Below are 16,303 nucleotides of genomic sequence, written 5' to 3'. Positions count from 1 at the left end.
GTAAACACACACACCCCCGTTCCTTTCCCCGGGAAGGGGCGATCTCCCGCGGTGCTGACTGCGTGCGGGCCTACTTGGCGCGCTCGATGATCTCGACCAGGCGCCAGCGCTTCTGCGCCGACAGCGGACGGGTCTCCATGACGCGGACCCGGTCGCCGATGCCGGCCGAGTTCTCCTCGTCGTGCGCCTTGAGGCGCGAGGACTTGGTCATGACCTTGCCGTACAGCGGGTGCTTCACCCGGTCCTCGACGAGGACGACGATCGTCTTGTCCATCTTGTCGGACACGACGATGCCCTGCAGCACCTTGCGGGCGCCGCGCTGCTCAGTGGTGGTCTCTTCACTCATGTTCACTTCTCCTCAACAACCGGCTCGTCGACGATGCCGAGGTTGCGCTCCTGCAGCACGGTGTAGATGCGTGCGATGTCCTTGCGGACGTTGCGCATCCGGCTGCTCGACTCCAGCTGGCCGGTGGCAGCCTGGAACCGGAGGCCGAACAGCTCCTCCTTCAGCTCAACGACCTTGGCGTTGAGCTGATCACGCGACAGACCACGCAGGTCGTGTGCGGCGAGAGAATTACTCATCAGATGTCACCTGCTTCGCGCTTGATGAAGCGTGCCTTGAAGGGCAGCTTGTGGATGGCCAGACGCATGGCCTCGCGGGCGACGTCCTCCGGGACACCGGAGAGCTCGAAGAGCACGCGGCCCGGCTTGATGTTGGCGATCCACCACTCGGGGGAACCCTTACCGGAACCCATGCGGGTCTCGGCCGGCTTCTTGGTCAGGGGGCGGTCCGGGTAGACGTTGATCCAGACCTTGCCGCCACGCTTGATGTGGCGGGTCATGGCGATACGAGCGGCCTCGATCTGACGGTTGGTCAGGTAGGAGGACTCGAGCGCCTGGATCCCGTACTCACCGAAGGCGAGCTTGGTGCCGCCCTTGGCCGCACCGTCACGCGTGGGGTGGTGCTGCTTACGGAACTTGACTCGACGAGGAATCAGCATGATCAGGCTCCTGCGTTCTCAGTTGCGGCCGCAGCGGGGGCGTCGCCCTGGGCTGCGTCGGCGCGACGGCGTCCGCCACGCTCGGGACGGTCCCCGCGACCCTCGCCGCGTGCCGGGCGACGGCCCGGACGCTGCTGACGGCCACCGGGGGCGGCGTTGCGGGCGGCCTTCTGGGCCGCGCGCTCGGCGCGGGTGCCGGTGACGTCGCCCTTGTAGATCCACACCTTGACGCCGATGCGGCCGAACGTGGTGCGGGCCTCGTAGAAGCCGTAGTCGATGTCGGCGCGGAGGGTGTGCAGCGGCACCTGGCCGTCGCGGTAGCCCTCGGAGCGCGACATCTCGGCGCCGCCGAGACGCCCGGAGCACTTGATGCGGATGCCCTTGGCGCCCGCACGCATGGCGGTCTGCTGGGCCTTGCGCATGGCGCGACGGAACGCGACGCGGGCGCCGAGCTGCTCGGCGACACCCTGGGCCACGAGCTGCGCATCGATCTCGGGGTTCTTGACCTCGAGGATGTTCAGCTGCACCTGCTTGCCGGTGAGCTTCTCGAGCTCAGCGCGGACACGCTCGGCCTCGGCGCCGTTACGGCCGATGACGATGCCCGGGCGGGCGGCGTGCAGGAAGATGGTGACCCGCTCCGAGCGGCGCTCGATCTCGATCGACGAGATGCCGGCGCGCTCGAGCGTCTTGGTCAGGTACTCCCGGATCTTGACGTCCTCGCCGACGAACTCGGAGTACTGCTTGTCGCTGTACCAACGCGAGTTGTGGTCGGTGGTGATGCCGAGGCGGAAGCCAATCGGGTTGATCTTTTGGCCCATAATCAGGCTCCCTTCGTCTCGCGGGGTTCGACGACCACGGTGATGTGCGCGCCGCGCTTGAGGATGCGGCTGGCCGAACCCTTCGCACGCGGGCGGATTCGACGCAGCGTCACGCCCTCGTCGACGAACGCCTTGGAGATGTAGAGGTCATCGGACCGCAGTGCCTCGGCGCTCTCCGCGTTGGCCACGGCCGAGGCCACGACCTTGAAGACCGGCTCAGAGGCGGCCTGCGGAGCGAACTTCAGTGCGACCAGGGCGTCCTTGACGTCCATGCCGCGGACCAGGTCGACGACGCGGCGGACCTTCGTGGGGCTCATCCGGACGTGGCGCGCAATGGCGTACGAGCCAGGACGATCACCGAGCAGGTTCTCGCGACGACGGCTGTTGCCGTTCTCGTTGCTCATAGTTGAATCAGTTCCTTTTCTCGCGCCTTAGCGGCGACGGGCCTTCTTGTCGTCCTTCACGTGCCCCTTGAAGGTGCGCGTGGGAGCGAACTCGCCCAACTTGTGACCGATCATCGACTCGGTGACGAACACCGGGATGTGCTTGCGCCCGTCGTGCACCGCAATGGTGTGCCCCAGCATGTCGGGGACGATCATCGAGCGGCGCGACCAGGTCTTGATCACGGTCTTGGTGCCCTTCTCGTTCTGCACGTCCACCTTCTTCTGCAGGTGGTCGTCGACGAAGGGGCCCTTCTTCAGGCTGCGTGGCATAGTTCCTCAGGCTCCCTATCAGCGCTTCTTGCCGGTCTTGCGACGGCGGACGATCAGGCGACTGCTCGCCTTGTTCTTGTCGCGGGTGCGGCCCTCGGGCTTGCCCCACGGCGACACGGGGTGACGGCCACCCGACGTGCGGCCCTCGCCACCACCGTGCGGGTGGTCGACGGGGTTCATGACGACACCGCGGACGGTCGGGCGGACGCCCTTCCAGCGGCTGCGGCCGGCCTTGCCCCAGTTGATGTTGGACTGCTCGGCGTTGCCGACGGTCCCGATCGAGGCGCGGCAGCGGACGTCCACCATGCGCATTTCGCCCGAGGGCATGCGCAGCGTGGCGTACTTGCCCTCGCGGGCGACCAGCTGGATGGCGGCACCGGCCGAGCGGCCGAGCTTGGCGCCGCCGCCCGGGCGCATCTCCACCGCGTGCACCGTGGTGCCGACGGGGATCTGACGCAGCTCGAGGTTGTTGCCCGGCTTGATGTCCGAGCCCTCACCGGCGGTGATGATCGTGCCCTGCGAGAGGCCGTTCGGCGCGATGATGTAGCGCTTCTCGCCGTCGGCGTAGTGCAGCAGCGCGATGCGGGCGGTGCGGTTGGGGTCGTACTCGATGTGAGCGACCTTGGCCGGCACGCCGTCCTTGTCGTAGCGCTTGAAGTCGATGATGCGGTAGGCCTGCTTGTGGCCGCCACCGATGTGGCGCGTGGTGATGCGCCCGGTGTTGTTGCGGCCACCGGTCTTCGGCTTCGGCGCGAGCAGAGACTTCTCCGGCGTCGAGCGCGTGAGTTCAACGAAGTCGGACACGCTGGAGCCACGGCGGCCCGGCGTAGTCGGCTTGTACTTACGGATACCCATGAGTGTTCGTTCCTTCTCTCAGCGGCTCGCCGGTCAGTTGACCGGGCCTCCGAAGATGTCGATGCTCTGGCCCTCAGCGACGGTGACGATCGCACGCTTGGTGTCGACCTTCTTGCCGTAGCCGTACTTGGTGCGGCGACGCTTGCCGGTGCGGTTGAGGGTGTTCACTGAGGTGACCTTGACGTCGAAGATGGCCTCGATGGCGATCTTGATCTCGGTCTTGTTGGCGTCGGGCGAGACGATGAAGGTGTACTTGCCGTCATCGAGCAGGTTGTAGCTCTTCTCGCTCACCACGGGACGCAGGATGACGTCGCGGTGATCGCGGATCTTCAGCGCTGTCGTCACTTGTCCTTCTCCTCAGTCTTCTTGGCCTTGGCCTTGGCCTTGGGCGCCTCGTCGGCCGGGGCCTCGTCGGCGATCTCGACCGGATCGGTCGTGGTGTCCTCGGCGGCCGCCTCGGACTCGGTGGCGACGGCCTTGGCCGACTTGCCGCCCGCGGGACCGGCCGAGAACGCGGCCAGCGCTGCGGAGGTGAAGACCACCTTGTCGTTGACCAGCACGTCGTAGGTGTTGAGCTGGTCGACGGCGAGCGCGTGCACCGTCGGGACGTTGCGCAGGCTCAGCCAGGCGACATCCTCGAAGCGGTCCAGGACGACGAGCACCTTGCTCAGGTCACCCGCGACGCCGGTGAGGGCCTCGATGGCCGCCTTGGTGGACGGCTTGTCCCCGGCCACGATCTCGGAGATGACGAAGACGCCACCCTCGCGGGCGCGGTCCGACAGGGCGCCGCGGAGGGCCGCCGCGATCATCTTCTTGGGGGTGCGCTGCGAGTAGTCGCGCGGCTGCGGGCCGTGCACGACGCCGCCACCGGCCCACTGCGGGGCGCGGCGCGAACCCTGACGGGCGCGGCCGGTGCCCTTCTGGCGCCACGGCTTGATGCCACCGCCGCGGACCTCGCCGCGGGTCTTGGTGGAGTGCGTGCCCTGGCGGGCCGCGGCCAGCTGGGCCACGACGACCTGGTGGATCAGCGGGATGTTGGTGGGCGTGTCGAACAGGGCCGCGGGGAGATCGGCCTTGCCGGCCTTCTTGCCCTTGGCGTCGACGACGTCAACGGTCAGGTCGGTCATGAGACGACACCCTTCTTGGCTGCGCTGCGGACGACGACGAGGGACCCGTTGTTGCCGGGGATCGCGCCGCGGACCAGCAGCAGTCCACGCTCAGCGTCGACGGCGTGGATCTTGAGGTTCTGGATGGTGACCTTGGCGTTGCCCATCCGGCCGGCCATCTTGAGGCCCTTGAAGACCTTGCCGGGGGTGGAGCAGCCGCCGATGGAGCCCGGCGAGCGGTGCTTGCGGTGCACACCGTGCGAGGCCTTGAGGCCGTGGAAGCCGTGGCGCTTCATGACGCCCGCGGTGCCCTTGCCCTTGGTGGTGCCGGTCACGTCGACGATCTCGCCGTCGGCGAAGACCTCGGCGGTCAGCTCCTGGCCCAGGGTGAACTCGGAGGCATCCGCGGTGCGGAGCTCGACGAGGTTCTTGCGGGGGGTGACGTCCGCCTTGGCGAAGTGCCCGGCGGCCGGCTTGGTGACCTTCTTGGCCTTGATCGCACCGAAGCCGAGCTGAACGGCGGAGTAGCCGTCGGTCTCGGGCGTGCGGACCTGGGTCACGACGCAGGGGCCGGCCTGGATCACGGTCACGGGGACGACCTTGTTGTTCTCGTCCCACAACTGGGTCATGCCGAGCTTGGTGCCCAGGATGCCCTTCACGATTCGTTCACTCATCTCTTCAGACCTCACGGAAGCTTGATCTCGATGTCAACACCGGCAGGCAGGTCGAGACGCATCAGCGAATCAACCGTCTTCGGCGTCGGATCGAGGATGTCGATCAGACGCTTGTGCGTACGCATCTCGAAGTGCTCGCGGCTGTCCTTGTACTTGTGGGGCGAACGGATGACGCAGTACACGTTCTTCTCCGTCGGCAGCGGCACGGGGCCGGCCACCTTCGCGCCCGTGCGGGTCACGGTGTCGACGATCTTGCGCGCCGAGCTGTCGATGACCTCATGGTCATACGCCCGCAGCCTGATGCGGATCTTTTGTCCAGCCACGTCGTTCCTTCTTCTCTAGCCCTTTGGAAATTTCAAGTTCCTTCGGGGTATTACCCCTTGTCACTCCAACCCCCGAGGTCGGGAGTGTCGTGCTCGTTGCCGCAAGTGAAGACCAACCTTCCGGGCGGGAAGGTCACATCTCGCGCTTGGGCGTCTGCTCGACCTCACTCGCGGGGCACGGCGCCACAGGACGCCAACCCCTCGCGGAGCAACCGGACCATTCTGGCACGGTCTGCCCGGTCGGCCAAATCGACGGTGGGTCGGATGCCCGGGTCCTCAGTAGACCAGCAGGCCGCGGTCCCGGAAGGCGCGCCGCGCAGCCTCCACACCCTCCTGCGAGGGCGCCGCGGTGTGCGCCAAGGCGTAGTCGAGCCCCAGCTCGGCCCACTTGTCGCGCCCCATCTGATGGAACGGGAGCACCTCGACACGCCCGACCGCGGGGAGTGAGGCCGCGTACTCGGCGACACCGTCGATGCAGGCGGGGTCGTCGGTCAGGCCGGGCACCAGCACGAAGCGGATCCACGTCTCGATCCCGAGCTCCCCGAGCCGGCGGCCGAACTCCAGCGTCGGCGCCAGCGGTCGGCCGGTCACCAGGGAATGGGTCTCCTCGTCGCCGGCCTTGACGTCGAGCAGGACGAGGTCCACGTCCGCCAGCATCTGGTCGGAGGCGTTGCGGCCGAGGAACCCGGAGGTGTCCAGGGCGGTGTGGATGCCCATGTCCTTCGCCCCGCGCAGGATCCTCGCCGCGAAGGCGGGCTGCTGCAGGACCTCCCCGCCGGAGAGCGTGATGCCGCCCCCCGTGGCGCGGAACACCCCGCGGTAGCGCCGGATCCTGGCGAGCAGGTCGTCGGCCATGATCGGGAGGCCGCGCGAGGCGGCCATGGTGTCCGGGTTGTGGCAGTAGAGGCAGCGCAGCGGGCAGCCGGCCAGGAACGTGGTCATCCGCGTGCCCGGCCCGTCGACGGCGGTCACGAGCTCCCACGAGTGGACCGAGCCCACCTCGCCCGCCCGCTGCGCGGCCAGGAGCTCTCCCCTGTCGAGGTGGTCGGCCACCGGCACCCCGCCCAGCATGGACGAGGGCCGCACGAGGGTCGCGGTCACGGCTACAGGGCCTCGTGGAAGGTCCGCGACAGCACGTCGAGCTGCTGTTCCCGGGTCAGCTTGACGAAGTTGACGGCGTACCCCGACACGCGGATGGTGAGCTGCGGGTAGTTCTCCGGGTTCTCCATGGCGTCGAGGAGCGTCTCGCGGTTGAGCACGTTGATGTTGGCGTGGTAAAGCCCCTCACCCATGCCGGCGTCGAGGATCCCGACGAGGTTGGCCACCCGCTCCTCCGCCGTGCGGCCGAGCGCCTGGGGGGTGATGGTGTTGGTCAGGGAGATGCCGTCGAGCGCGTCGTCGTAGGAGAGCTTGCCCACGCTCATCATGGAGGCGAGCATCCCGTGGGTGTCCGCCCCGTTCTCGGGATTGGCTCCGGGCGCGAACGGGGTGCCGGCGGCGTGACCGCAGGGGAAGGCGCCGGTGGCCTTGCCGTAGACCACGTTGGAGGTGATGGTCAGCACCGACTGCGTGGGGACCGCGTCGCGGTACAGCCGGATGCCACGGATCTTGTCCATGACGGTGGCGACCACGAGCTGGGCGAGCTCGTCGGCGCGGTCGTCGTCGTTGCCGTAGCGGGGGAAGTCGCCCTCGGTGATGTAGTCGACCACCAGGCCTGTCTCGTCGCGCACCGGGGTGACGGTGGCGTAGCGGATGGCCGCCAGCGAGTCCGCGACGATGGACAGCCCCGCGATGCCGCAGCCCAGGGTGCGCACGATCTCGTCGTCGTGCAGGGCCATCTCCATGGCCTCGTAGGCGTACCGGTCGTGCGAGTAGTGGATGATGTTGAGCGCCTCGACGTAGGTCTCGACGGCCCAGGTGAGCATCTCGTCGTACCTGGCCCACACGGTGTCGAAGTCCAGCGGCTCGTCGCCGGTGATGGGGGCGAAGCCCTCGACCACCTGCCTGCCGGTCATCTCGTCGCGGCCCCCGTTGACGGCGTAGAGGAACGCCTTGGCGGTGTTGAGGCGGGCACCGAAGAACTGCATCTGCTTGCCGATGGCCATGGGCGAGACGCAGCACGCGATGGCGGTGTCGTCGCCCCAGTGGCAGCGGATCTGGTGATCGGACTCGTACTGCAGGGCGGAGGTCTCGATGGAGATCGCGGAGCAGAAGTCCTTGTAGCCCGACGGGAGGGCCGGGTCCCAGTAGATGGTGATGTTGGGCTCGGGCGCCGGGCCGAGGTTGCGCAGCGTCTGCAGCAGCCGGAACGAGGTCTTCGTCACCAGGGTGCGGCCGTCGTCGGCGAACCCGCCGTCGGACCAGGTGGCCCAGTAGGGGTCGCCGGAGAAGATCTGGTCGTAGTCCCTGGTGCGCAGGAAGCGCACGATCCGCAGCTTGGTGACGAGGGCGTCGATCACCTCCTGGGCGCCCTCCTCGGTGAGGGTGCCGGCGGCGAGGTCGCGCTCGGCGTAGACGTCGAAGAAGCCGGAGAGGCGGCCGATGCTCATGGCGGCGCCGTCCTGGCTCTTCACGGAGGCGAGGTAGGCGAGGTAGGTCCACTGGACGGCCTCGACGAAGGTGCCCGCGGGCCGGGCGAGGTCGAAGCCGTAGCTGGCGCCGAGGTTCTTCAGCTTCTGCAGCGCCTTGATCTGCTCGGCGTGCTCCTCGCGGTAGCGGGCCCAGTTCTCGGAGAACGGCTGCCCTGCGACGGCGTCGAGGTCCACGCGCTTGGCCTCGATGAGGCGGTCGACGCCGTAGAGCGCGACGCGGCGGTAGTCGCCGATGATCCGGCCACGCCCGTAGGCGTCCGGCAGCCCGGTGATGAGGTGGGCGCTGCGCGCCTTGCGGATGCGGGGGGTGTAGATGTCGAAGACGGCCTCGTTGTGCGTCTTCCGGTAGCGGGTGAAGATCTCCTTGACCCGCTCGTCGGGCTCCAGGCCGGCCTCGCGGATGGCGGTCTCCACCATGCGCCAGCCGCCCTGCGGCATCATGGGCCGCTTGAGGGGCACGTCGGTCTGGAGGCCGACCACGACGTCGTCGTCGGCGCAGATGTAGCCGGCGGGGAACGCGTCGACGTCGGCAGGAATGTGGGTCTCCACGTCATAGACGCGGCGGGCGCGCTCCACGCTCAGGTACTCGCGCTGGAGGGTGTCCCACACGCGGAGGGTCTTGGCGGTGGGACCGGCCAGGAAGGCCGCGTCGCCGAGGTAGGGCGTGAAGTTGGCGAGGATGAAGCCGCGGACGTCCACGCTGCGCTGCCACTCCCCCGGGGTGAATCCCTGCCACGGATCGGCGGCCGAGGTGCTGTCGTGAAGTGTGGCCGAGGCCGTCATGCTGCTCCCTGTGAGATGAACGCGTGGGTTCGTGTGCACTGGCAGCGCCGCCGACCGACAACCGGGGCGGATCCGTCCAGGAGCCGGCCACCGCGGTGTCGCCAACGAGTGAGATAAATACTACTCCTCGTAGGAACCCTCCGGAAACCGGCCCCCGCCCGTCTCGCCTACCCGATCGACAGCCTCAGCGCCCAGGCCGCGGCCCGGGGTCGGAGCATGTACTCGGGGCGCACGTCGGGCCCGCACGAGCGCGAGCCGAGCCCATGCTGCTGAGCGTCCAGGTACAGGTGCGTGGCCGTCGGCTCCGGCAGCTCGTGGGGATGCCGGGCGCCGGTGACCTGGTGCGCGTCGTGGGCCCTGATCGTGAAGCCGGGCAGCTCCCCGCCGGCCCGCTCGGCGGAGACGGTGAGCCCCAGCTCGGGCAGCTCCAGCTCGCGGAGGTCCAGCCGGTGGCCGCTCTCCTGCGGCACCGCGTAGTTCACCACGAGGTCGGCGATCGCGGACTCGAACCGGCCCACGTAGGCCGCCGTCGAGGAGTCGGCGTAGCTCTCGTGGGGGCCGGTGCCGAACCACGAGGCCCTGCTGAGCCCGTGCGGGAGCTCCAGGTGGAGCCCGAGCCGAGGCCACGTGCCGGTCCAGCCCTTCGTCGGGACGGCTGAGGCGTCCAGCCTCAGCGCGTCGCCGTCGAGGGTCCAGTCCAGCTCGACGGTGACCGCCTCACGTGTCGCGGCGGGCGCGTAGCGGTGCAGGACGGTGAGGCGGCCGGGCCCGGCCGTGACCGAGAGGACCCGGCGGTGCAGGCGGTCCAGGCCCGCGGCCCGCCACTGCTCGAGCGACGACGGTGCCGGCGCGCCGACCCCGCGGGAGGCGGTGGGCTCGACGTCGACGTAGGAGTTGAAGCCGGCCAGGGAGTCGTTCTCGGTCGGCGCGCGCCACAGCTCGAGGCGGGGGCCCTGGATGTCGCGGCCGGCGAGCTCGACGAGATCGCCCGTGCGGGCGTCGAAGCGCGCATGGCCCAGCGCGTAGCGGCCGTCGGCGGCGGTGGGGACGGGCCCGGTGACCGGACGGCGGGGGGCCGCGGGCGGGTCCGCGAGCAGCGACTGCACGCGGCTGACCACGTGACCGGCCGGAGCCCACGGCCCGTCGGACGCCGTGACCGCCTCGACGGTGCGCCACAGCTCCCCGGCCTCAGGCGCGTGGAACGCGGGCAGCTCGACGCACACCAGCTCACCGGGCGCCACCGGGCGGATGTCCACCTCCCCCGAGGCCACCTCGCGGCCGTCCAGCTCGTCGCGCCACAGGATGCGCAGGTCGGCGGTGTCGCCGTCGTGGCGGCGGTTCTCCACGCCGAGCTCCTCGTCGGTGACGGTGAGCTTGATCGGGGTCACCACAGCCGCGTACTCGGCCAGCATGGTGGTGGGCGTGCCGTCCGACAGGACCATGCCGTCGCAGACGAACGAGCCGTCGTGCAGCTGCTCGCCGAAGTCGCCGCCGTAGCCGAAGTACTCCACGCCGTCGGGGGTGGTGGTGCGGATGCCGTGGTCGCGCCACTCCCACACGAAGCCGCCGTGCCATTGCGGCAGGGTGTCGAAGCGCTCCTCGTAGTCGGTCACGGCCCCGGCGCCGTTGCCCATGGCGTGCAGGTACTCGCACAGGATCATGGGGCGGCCGGCGAGCACCGCGCTGCGCCCGGCGGAGCCCCGGAGGTTGTGTCCGGTGCCCGCAGACAGGTCCTCCATCTCCTCCACCGTGGCGTACATGCGCGAGACCATGTCGGTGTAGCGGCCCTCGAAGTCGGGCTCGTAGTGCACGGGGCGTTCGGGGTCGCGGCGGTGCAGCCAGGCGGCCATGGCCGCCGCGTTCGCGCCGGTGCCCGCCTCGTTGCCGAGCGACCACGCGACGATCGACGGGTGGTTCTTGTCCCGCTCGAACATGCGCTCGGCGCGATCCACCAGCGCCTCTCGCCAGCGGGGATCATCGGTGGGGTTGTCCACCCAGCCGCCGCGCTCGAAACCGTGGGTCTCGAGGTCGCACTCGTCGATCACCCACAGGCCGATCTCGTCGGTGAGCGTGAAGAAGTCCGGGTGGGGCGGGTAGTGCGAGGTGCGCACCGCGTTGATGTTGTGCCGCTTCATCAGGTGGAGCTGGGCGCGCACCTTCTCCGTGTCGAACACCCGTCCGTGGTCGGGGTCGTACTCGTGCCGGTTGACGCCGCGGATGCGCAGCTTGCGGCCGTTGACGCGCCACTCGTGGCCGACGATCTCGATGCGGCGGAACCCCACCCGCAGCGTCCGGCTCTCGACGGCGTTGCCGACGCGCGCGTCGTATAGGCGTGGGCGGTCCGCGCTCCAGGGGGCGACGGGGCCCACCGGGATCGGGGCGACGTCGCCGGGGGCCTCGAATGTCGCGGTGAGGCCGAGCTCGTCGATGGTCACCGTGACGGGGTAGGCGTCGTCGCCGGCCCTTACCTCGGGCAGCAGGGTGCCCTCGCCGGTCTCGGGGTCGAAGTCGGCCCGCAGCCACACGTCGTCGATGCCGGCCGCGGGGCGCGCCAGCACGGTCACGGGGCGGAAGATGCCCGGGAGCCACCACTGGTCCTGGTCCTCGACGTAGCTCGCCGCGGACCACTGGTGCACGCGCACGTGGAGCACGTTGCGGCCGGGGCGCGCCTCAGCCGTGACGTCGAGCTCCTGGGCCAGCCGGCTGCCCCGCACCACGCCCACCTGTGAGCCGTTGAGGGAGACGATGGCCAGCGACTCCACGCCGTCGAAGCGCAGGTGGACCCGGTGGCCGAAGTCCTCGGGCAGGTCGAACGCGACGCGGTAGTCCCCCGTCGGGTTGTCGTCGGGCACGAAGGGCGGCTCAACCGGGAAGGGGAAGTTGACGTTGGTGTAGGCGGGCCTGCCCCAGTCGTCGCGGCCCTGCAGCACCCAGTGGCTGGGCACCCGGATCTCGTCCCACTCCGAGTCGTCGAGGTCCGGCGCGGCGGCGCCCTCCGGCGCGAGGTCCGGGCGCGCGGAGAACCTGAACCGCCACGTGCCGCTCAGGTCGATCTCTGCGGCGTCCGACGCCACCCGCGACCTCGGCCGCACCCGTCGCCCGGACCCCGGCGCGAACGACTCGATCTCCGACACTGCTCTGCCCTCCATGGCTCTCGTCCAGACTTCCCCTCACCCTATCCAGCCCCCTCTCCCTGTGCACGACACGCCGTCGCACCCTCACCCCGGCGCCGCCCACGTACCCGGGCCCCGCCTCGACCGCACATTCGTGCCCGCGCCCTCCCCCTCCCCCGTGCACGAAACGCCGTCGCACCCCCACCCCGGCGCCGCCCACGTACCCGGGCGCCCGCTCAGCCGGCGTGTCGTGCCACGCATGGCCGGGAGGGATAGGCTGCGGCCACCGACTGATCGAAGGGGATCCGCCGTGTCAGAGCTCGCCGACATCACCCAGTTCCTCGCGGCCCGCGAGCCGTGGTCCCTGCTGCCGCCGGGCCGCATCGCCGCCTTCGCGAAGCGGGCGGTGGGCCGCTACGTGCGTCGCGGGACGGTGATCCTGGCGGCCGGGGCCGCCCCCACCGCGATGTTCCTGGTCCGCTCCGGGGCCGTGGAGATCGTCGACGCCGACGGCGCGCTGGTCGATCACGACGAGCAGGGCGCCTGCTTCGGGCAGCTGTCCATCATCGAGGAGCGGCCCTCGCGCTTCACGTTCACCGCCCTGGAGGACACACTGCTGTGGGGCTTCGCGCCCGACGTGGTGCGCGAACTCCTGGCCGTGCCGGAGGTGCGGCGCTACTTCACCGAGTCGCGGCTGAGCGACGTCACCCGCCAGGTGCCCGAGGGCGGGCCAGTCCTACAGGTGCCGGTCTCGGAGATGCTCACCCGCTCCCCGATCACCATCCACGTCGGCGCCACCGTCGGGGAGGCAGCCCAGGCGATGGACCAGGCCCGGGTCTCCGCCATCCTCGTCACCGACGGCGACCGCCTCGCCGGAATCCTCACCGACCGCGACCTCCGCCGCGTCGTGGCGCGGGCCGTGCCCCCGTCGTCGCCGCTGGCCGAGTCCATGTCCACCGCTCCCCACACCATCGCCCACGACGCGCTTGCCCTCGACGTGCTGCTCCACCTGGTGGAGCACAAGATCCACCACCTCCCGGTGATGGACGGCGACCGGATCCTCGGCATGGTCACCTCCGGCGACCTCATGCGCCTCGAGCGGTCCAGCCCGCTCTACGTGGTGGGTGACCTGGCCAGGCAGCACGACCCGGCCTCCCTGGCGAGGGTCATGGGGCGGGTCCCGAGACTGGTGGGCCGCCTCCTGCGTCAGGACGCCACCGCGGAGGACATCACCCGCATCGTCAGCCGCACCACCGAGGCGCTGTGGCAGCGGCTGCTCGACCTGGCGGAGGAGCGCCTCGGCCCGCCCCCGGTGCCGTACTGCTGGGTGGCCCTCGGCTCGCTGGCGCGCGGCGAGCAGGCCCTCGCCTCCGACCAGGACCACGCCCTCATCCTCAGCGACGACTACCGCGACGAGCACGACGCCTACTTCGCCCAGCTGGCCGAGTTCGTGACCGCCGGACTGGTGGAGTGCGGCTTTCCCCGCTGCAAGGGCGAGGCCATGGCCACCAACCCACAGTGGCGCAAGCCCCTGGCCGCCTGGAGCCGCGAGTTCGGCGCCTGGCTGGCCGCGCCCACCTCGGAGGCGGTGCTCAACTCGTCGATCTTCTTCGACATGCGCCCCATCCACGGCGACCAGACCCTCTACGTGGCGCTGCAGCAGCGGGTGTTGCGCACAGCGCCGTCGTCGTCGCGGTTCCTGGGGCACCTCGCCAAGCACGCCAACGACGCCGAGGTGCCCATCGGATTCCTGAGGGGCCTGGTCGTCGAGAAGAAGGGGCAGCACCGGGACCGGCTGGACATCAAGCTGGGCGGGATCAACCCGATCGTCGACGTGGCCCGCATCCACGCGCTGCACAAGGGGCTCCCCCAGGTCTCCACCCGGGGCAGGCTGCTCGCGGCCGCCGAGCACGGTGCGGAGGTGGACAACCTCCTCGACGCCTACGAGTTCCTCGGCTACACCCGGCTGCAGCACCAGGGCAGGCAGGTGGCGGCGGGTCTGGAGCCGGACAACCACATCGACCCGGGAGACCTGTCCGACTTCGAGCGCCGCCACCTCCGCGACGCCTTCACGATCGTCGGCAAGGCCCAGTCCGCGCTCACCGTGACGTTCCAGACCCAGTTCATCTCATGATCTGGCCCTTCCGGCGCACCAACGCCGGCGCCGCCGCGAAGGTGCCCGACGGCCCGCTGCGCCGCTACCTCCTCGCCGAGCCGCAGCCCCGGTCCACGCCGCTGAGCGAGGTGGCGCTCCTCGCGATCGACTTCGAGACCACCGGCCTGACGCCGGGGACCGACCACGTCCTGTCGGTCGGGATGATCGACGTCGACGGGCTGGCCATCCCGCTGGGCACCGCCACCAACTTCTTCGTCAATCCCGGCCGCGACGTGGGCCAGTCGGCGGTCATCCACCAGATCACCGACGACGAGCTCGCCGGCGCCATCCCCAGCGCCGAGGCGGTGGACCGGGTGTTCGAGCGCCTCACCGGGCGCGTCCTGCTGGCGCACCACGCCGCCATCGAGGTGGGCTTCCTCGCGGCTGCGGTACGGCGGCTGTATGGGGTGGGCATCGACGTGCCCGCCGTCGACACCATGGGGCTGGGGCATCGCGCGCTGGGCTTCGACGAGGACCACCCGCGAGACGCGCTGCGCCTCTGGAAGCTGCGTGCCCGGGCGGGCCTGCCCCACTATCGCGGCCACGACGCCGTCGTCGACGCCCTTGCCTGCGGCGAGCTCTACCTCGCCCTCGCTCAGGAGCTGGGCGTCAAGGACCTGGGCCAGCTCCTCCGGCTGTCCTGAGCCTTATCTCTGATCGGTCAGCCCTCGCCGCGGCGCACCGGTTCGGGAGAGTTGGCACCACCGCCATCTGGATATGGACGCCTAGACTCGCCCCACACCCCACGCCTCCGGGCCCACCGAGCACAGGAGCTTGATTCCCCCGATGACCACGATCTGCTGGTTCAGGCGCGTGATGCGTCTCGACGACCACCCGGCCCTGGTGGCCGCCGCGGCCGAGGGCGCCGTCGTGCCGCTCGTGATCCTGGATCCGGACGAGGCCGCCGCGCATCCGGCCTCGGCGCAGCGGCAGGCCATGAGCCTGCCCGGGCTCGACGCCGAGCTGAGGCGTCGCGGCAGCCGCCTGATCGTCCGCCGCGGACGACCCGCCGACGTGCTGTCCGAGGTCCTTCGGGAGGCGTCCGCCACGGCCGTGCACACCACCGTCGGCTTCCCGTTCGCCGACGACGAGGGCCTCGCGACGGCGGGCGTGCCGCTCCACCTGCACCCCCTGGCAGACCTGGTCCCCCGTGGCTCGGTGCGCACCGGCTCCGGCGGCGTGTTCCGGGTCTACTCGCCCTTCTTCAAGGCGCTGAAGCAGGTCCCGATCCAGGCACCCCTGGAGGCCCCGGAGCTCCGCGCGCCCGAGGCGTGGCCGCGGTCGGAGGCCCTCGACTGGCCCGAGGCCCGCACCTCGATGAACCGGGGCTGGGACGTCGTCGCCGGCCACGTCGAGGCGGGCGAGGACTCCGCCCACCGACGCCTCGCCGCCTTCCTCGACGACGCGGTCGCGGACTACCCGCGACACCGGGACGAGCCGTGGCGCCCCGCCACCTCCGGGCTCTCCGACGCCCTGGCCGTGGGCGAGATCAGCGCCCGGCGCATCTGGCACCACTGCTTGCCCGCCTGGCGTGCGGGTGCCCCGGGCGTGGAGTCCTTTCTCTCCGAGCTGGCATGGCGGGAGTTCGCCCGCGAGCTGTTCCACGAGTCGCCGGACCTCGGCGAGCGCTGCTGGCGCCCCGAGTGGGAGGCCTTCCCCTGGGAGGGCGACGGCGAGGCCGCGGAGCTGTGGCGTCGCGGCCTGACGGGCGTGGAGATGGTCGACGCCGGCATGCGCGAACTGTTCGCCACCGGCCGGATGCACAACCGCGTGCGGATGATCGCGGCCAGCTATCTCACCAAGCACCTCCTCACCGACTGGCTGGTGGGCCTGGCCTGGTTCGGGCAGACGCTGACCGACTGGGACCCGGCGTCGAACGCGATGAACTGGCAGTGGGTGGCCGGCTGCGGCCCGGACGCCTCCCCCTACTTCCGGATCTTCAACCCCGACACGCAGGCCACCAAGTTCGACCCGCGCGCGCTGTACCGCTCGCACTGGCTCGCGCCGCACGACGAGGGTGCGCGGGAGTTCGCCGCCGCCGCCCCCCTCTCCTGGCGGGTGGACCTCGGCCACCGGCCCGAGCCGGTCGTCGCGCTCGCCGACGGACGCAGCCGGGCCCTGGCCGCCTACGAGGGCCTGCGCGCCGGCTGACGGCTCCGACCGGCGTGTCG

Annotated in this window: 17 protein-coding genes; 3 read left to right on the top strand and 14 right to left on the bottom strand. The window is 70.4% G+C overall.

The window, feature by feature from the left end; all coding sequences use genetic code 11:
- Window positions 1-70: 70 nt before the first annotated feature.
- From rpsQ to ACZK5D_RS02045, 14 genes are all read right to left on the bottom strand, one after another.
- Window positions 71-346, bottom strand: coding sequence for a 30S ribosomal protein S17 (gene rpsQ / locus ACZK5D_RS02110; RefSeq protein WP_463664072.1), 276 nt, complete (start codon window positions 344-346; stop codon window positions 71-73).
- Between the two features lie 2 nt (window positions 347-348).
- Window positions 349-582 (bottom strand): 50S ribosomal protein L29, encoded by a 234-nt coding sequence (rpmC, locus tag ACZK5D_RS02105; RefSeq protein ID WP_182782377.1) that lies wholly within the window; start codon window positions 580-582, stop codon window positions 349-351.
- Window positions 582-1,001, bottom strand: coding sequence for a 50S ribosomal protein L16 (rplP, locus tag ACZK5D_RS02100; RefSeq protein ID WP_182782376.1), 420 nt, complete (start codon window positions 999-1,001; stop codon window positions 582-584). The genes rpmC and rplP overlap by 1 nt, the downstream gene beginning before the upstream one ends.
- Window positions 1,002-1,003: 2 nt before the next feature.
- Window positions 1,004-1,819 (bottom strand): 30S ribosomal protein S3, encoded by an 816-nt coding sequence (gene rpsC / locus ACZK5D_RS02095; RefSeq protein ID WP_463664071.1) that lies wholly within the window; start codon window positions 1,817-1,819, stop codon window positions 1,004-1,006.
- A gap of 2 nt (window positions 1,820-1,821) precedes the next feature.
- Window positions 1,822-2,223: a 50S ribosomal protein L22 gene (rplV, locus tag ACZK5D_RS02090; RefSeq protein WP_458994512.1), complete on the bottom strand. Its 402-nt coding sequence runs from the start codon at window positions 2,221-2,223 to the stop codon at window positions 1,822-1,824.
- A gap of 27 nt (window positions 2,224-2,250) precedes the next feature.
- Window positions 2,251-2,532, bottom strand: a complete 282-nt coding sequence (gene rpsS / locus ACZK5D_RS02085) for a 30S ribosomal protein S19 (protein ID WP_463664070.1) — start codon at window positions 2,530-2,532, stop codon at window positions 2,251-2,253.
- A gap of 18 nt (window positions 2,533-2,550) precedes the next feature.
- Window positions 2,551-3,387 (bottom strand): 50S ribosomal protein L2, encoded by an 837-nt coding sequence (gene rplB / locus ACZK5D_RS02080; protein ID WP_463664069.1) that lies wholly within the window; start codon window positions 3,385-3,387, stop codon window positions 2,551-2,553.
- Window positions 3,388-3,420: 33 nt separating this feature from the next.
- Window positions 3,421-3,732, bottom strand: coding sequence for a 50S ribosomal protein L23 (gene rplW / locus ACZK5D_RS02075; RefSeq protein ID WP_370585710.1), 312 nt, complete (start codon window positions 3,730-3,732; stop codon window positions 3,421-3,423).
- On the bottom strand, window positions 3,729-4,514 hold the full coding sequence (gene rplD / locus ACZK5D_RS02070; RefSeq protein WP_463664068.1) for a 50S ribosomal protein L4: 786 nt from the start codon (window positions 4,512-4,514) through the stop codon (window positions 3,729-3,731). The genes rplW and rplD overlap by 4 nt, the downstream gene beginning before the upstream one ends.
- Window positions 4,511-5,167, bottom strand: coding sequence for a 50S ribosomal protein L3 (gene rplC, locus ACZK5D_RS02065; RefSeq protein WP_463664067.1), 657 nt, complete (start codon window positions 5,165-5,167; stop codon window positions 4,511-4,513). Before rplC ends, rplD begins: the two co-directional genes overlap by 4 nt.
- 11 nt (window positions 5,168-5,178) lie before the next feature.
- Window positions 5,179-5,490 (bottom strand): 30S ribosomal protein S10, encoded by a 312-nt coding sequence (gene rpsJ, locus ACZK5D_RS02060; RefSeq protein WP_040284687.1) that lies wholly within the window; start codon window positions 5,488-5,490, stop codon window positions 5,179-5,181.
- Between the two features lie 276 nt (window positions 5,491-5,766).
- Window positions 5,767-6,591, bottom strand: a complete 825-nt coding sequence (pflA, locus tag ACZK5D_RS02055) for a pyruvate formate-lyase-activating protein (protein ID WP_463664066.1) — start codon at window positions 6,589-6,591, stop codon at window positions 5,767-5,769.
- Between the two features lie 2 nt (window positions 6,592-6,593).
- Window positions 6,594-8,864 (bottom strand): formate C-acetyltransferase, encoded by a 2,271-nt coding sequence (gene pflB, locus ACZK5D_RS02050; protein ID WP_463664065.1) that lies wholly within the window; start codon window positions 8,862-8,864, stop codon window positions 6,594-6,596.
- 167 nt (window positions 8,865-9,031) lie between these two features.
- On the bottom strand, window positions 9,032-12,013 hold the full coding sequence (locus ACZK5D_RS02045; RefSeq protein ID WP_463664064.1) for a glycoside hydrolase family 2 TIM barrel-domain containing protein: 2,982 nt from the start codon (window positions 12,011-12,013) through the stop codon (window positions 9,032-9,034).
- A gap of 274 nt (window positions 12,014-12,287) precedes the next feature.
- Here ACZK5D_RS02045 and ACZK5D_RS02040 point away from each other — a divergent pair, with 274 nt between their 5' ends.
- From ACZK5D_RS02040 to ACZK5D_RS02030, 3 genes are all read left to right on the top strand, one after another.
- On the top strand, window positions 12,288-14,111 hold the full coding sequence (locus tag ACZK5D_RS02040) for a DUF294 nucleotidyltransferase-like domain-containing protein (protein WP_463664063.1): 1,824 nt from the start codon (window positions 12,288-12,290) through the stop codon (window positions 14,109-14,111).
- Window positions 14,108-14,776, top strand: coding sequence for an exonuclease domain-containing protein (locus ACZK5D_RS02035; protein WP_463664062.1), 669 nt, complete (start codon window positions 14,108-14,110; stop codon window positions 14,774-14,776). Before ACZK5D_RS02040 ends, ACZK5D_RS02035 begins: the two co-directional genes overlap by 4 nt.
- Window positions 14,777-14,918: 142 nt before the next feature.
- Window positions 14,919-16,283: a cryptochrome/photolyase family protein gene (locus ACZK5D_RS02030; protein ID WP_463664061.1), complete on the top strand. Its 1,365-nt coding sequence runs from the start codon at window positions 14,919-14,921 to the stop codon at window positions 16,281-16,283.
- The last annotated feature ends 20 nt before the right edge of the window (window positions 16,284-16,303 follow it).

Source organism: Tessaracoccus yangjingae, from assembly GCF_055326235.1.
The sequence above is the reverse complement of the archived record's forward strand: the minus strand, read 5'-3'. Positions and strand labels throughout refer to the sequence as shown.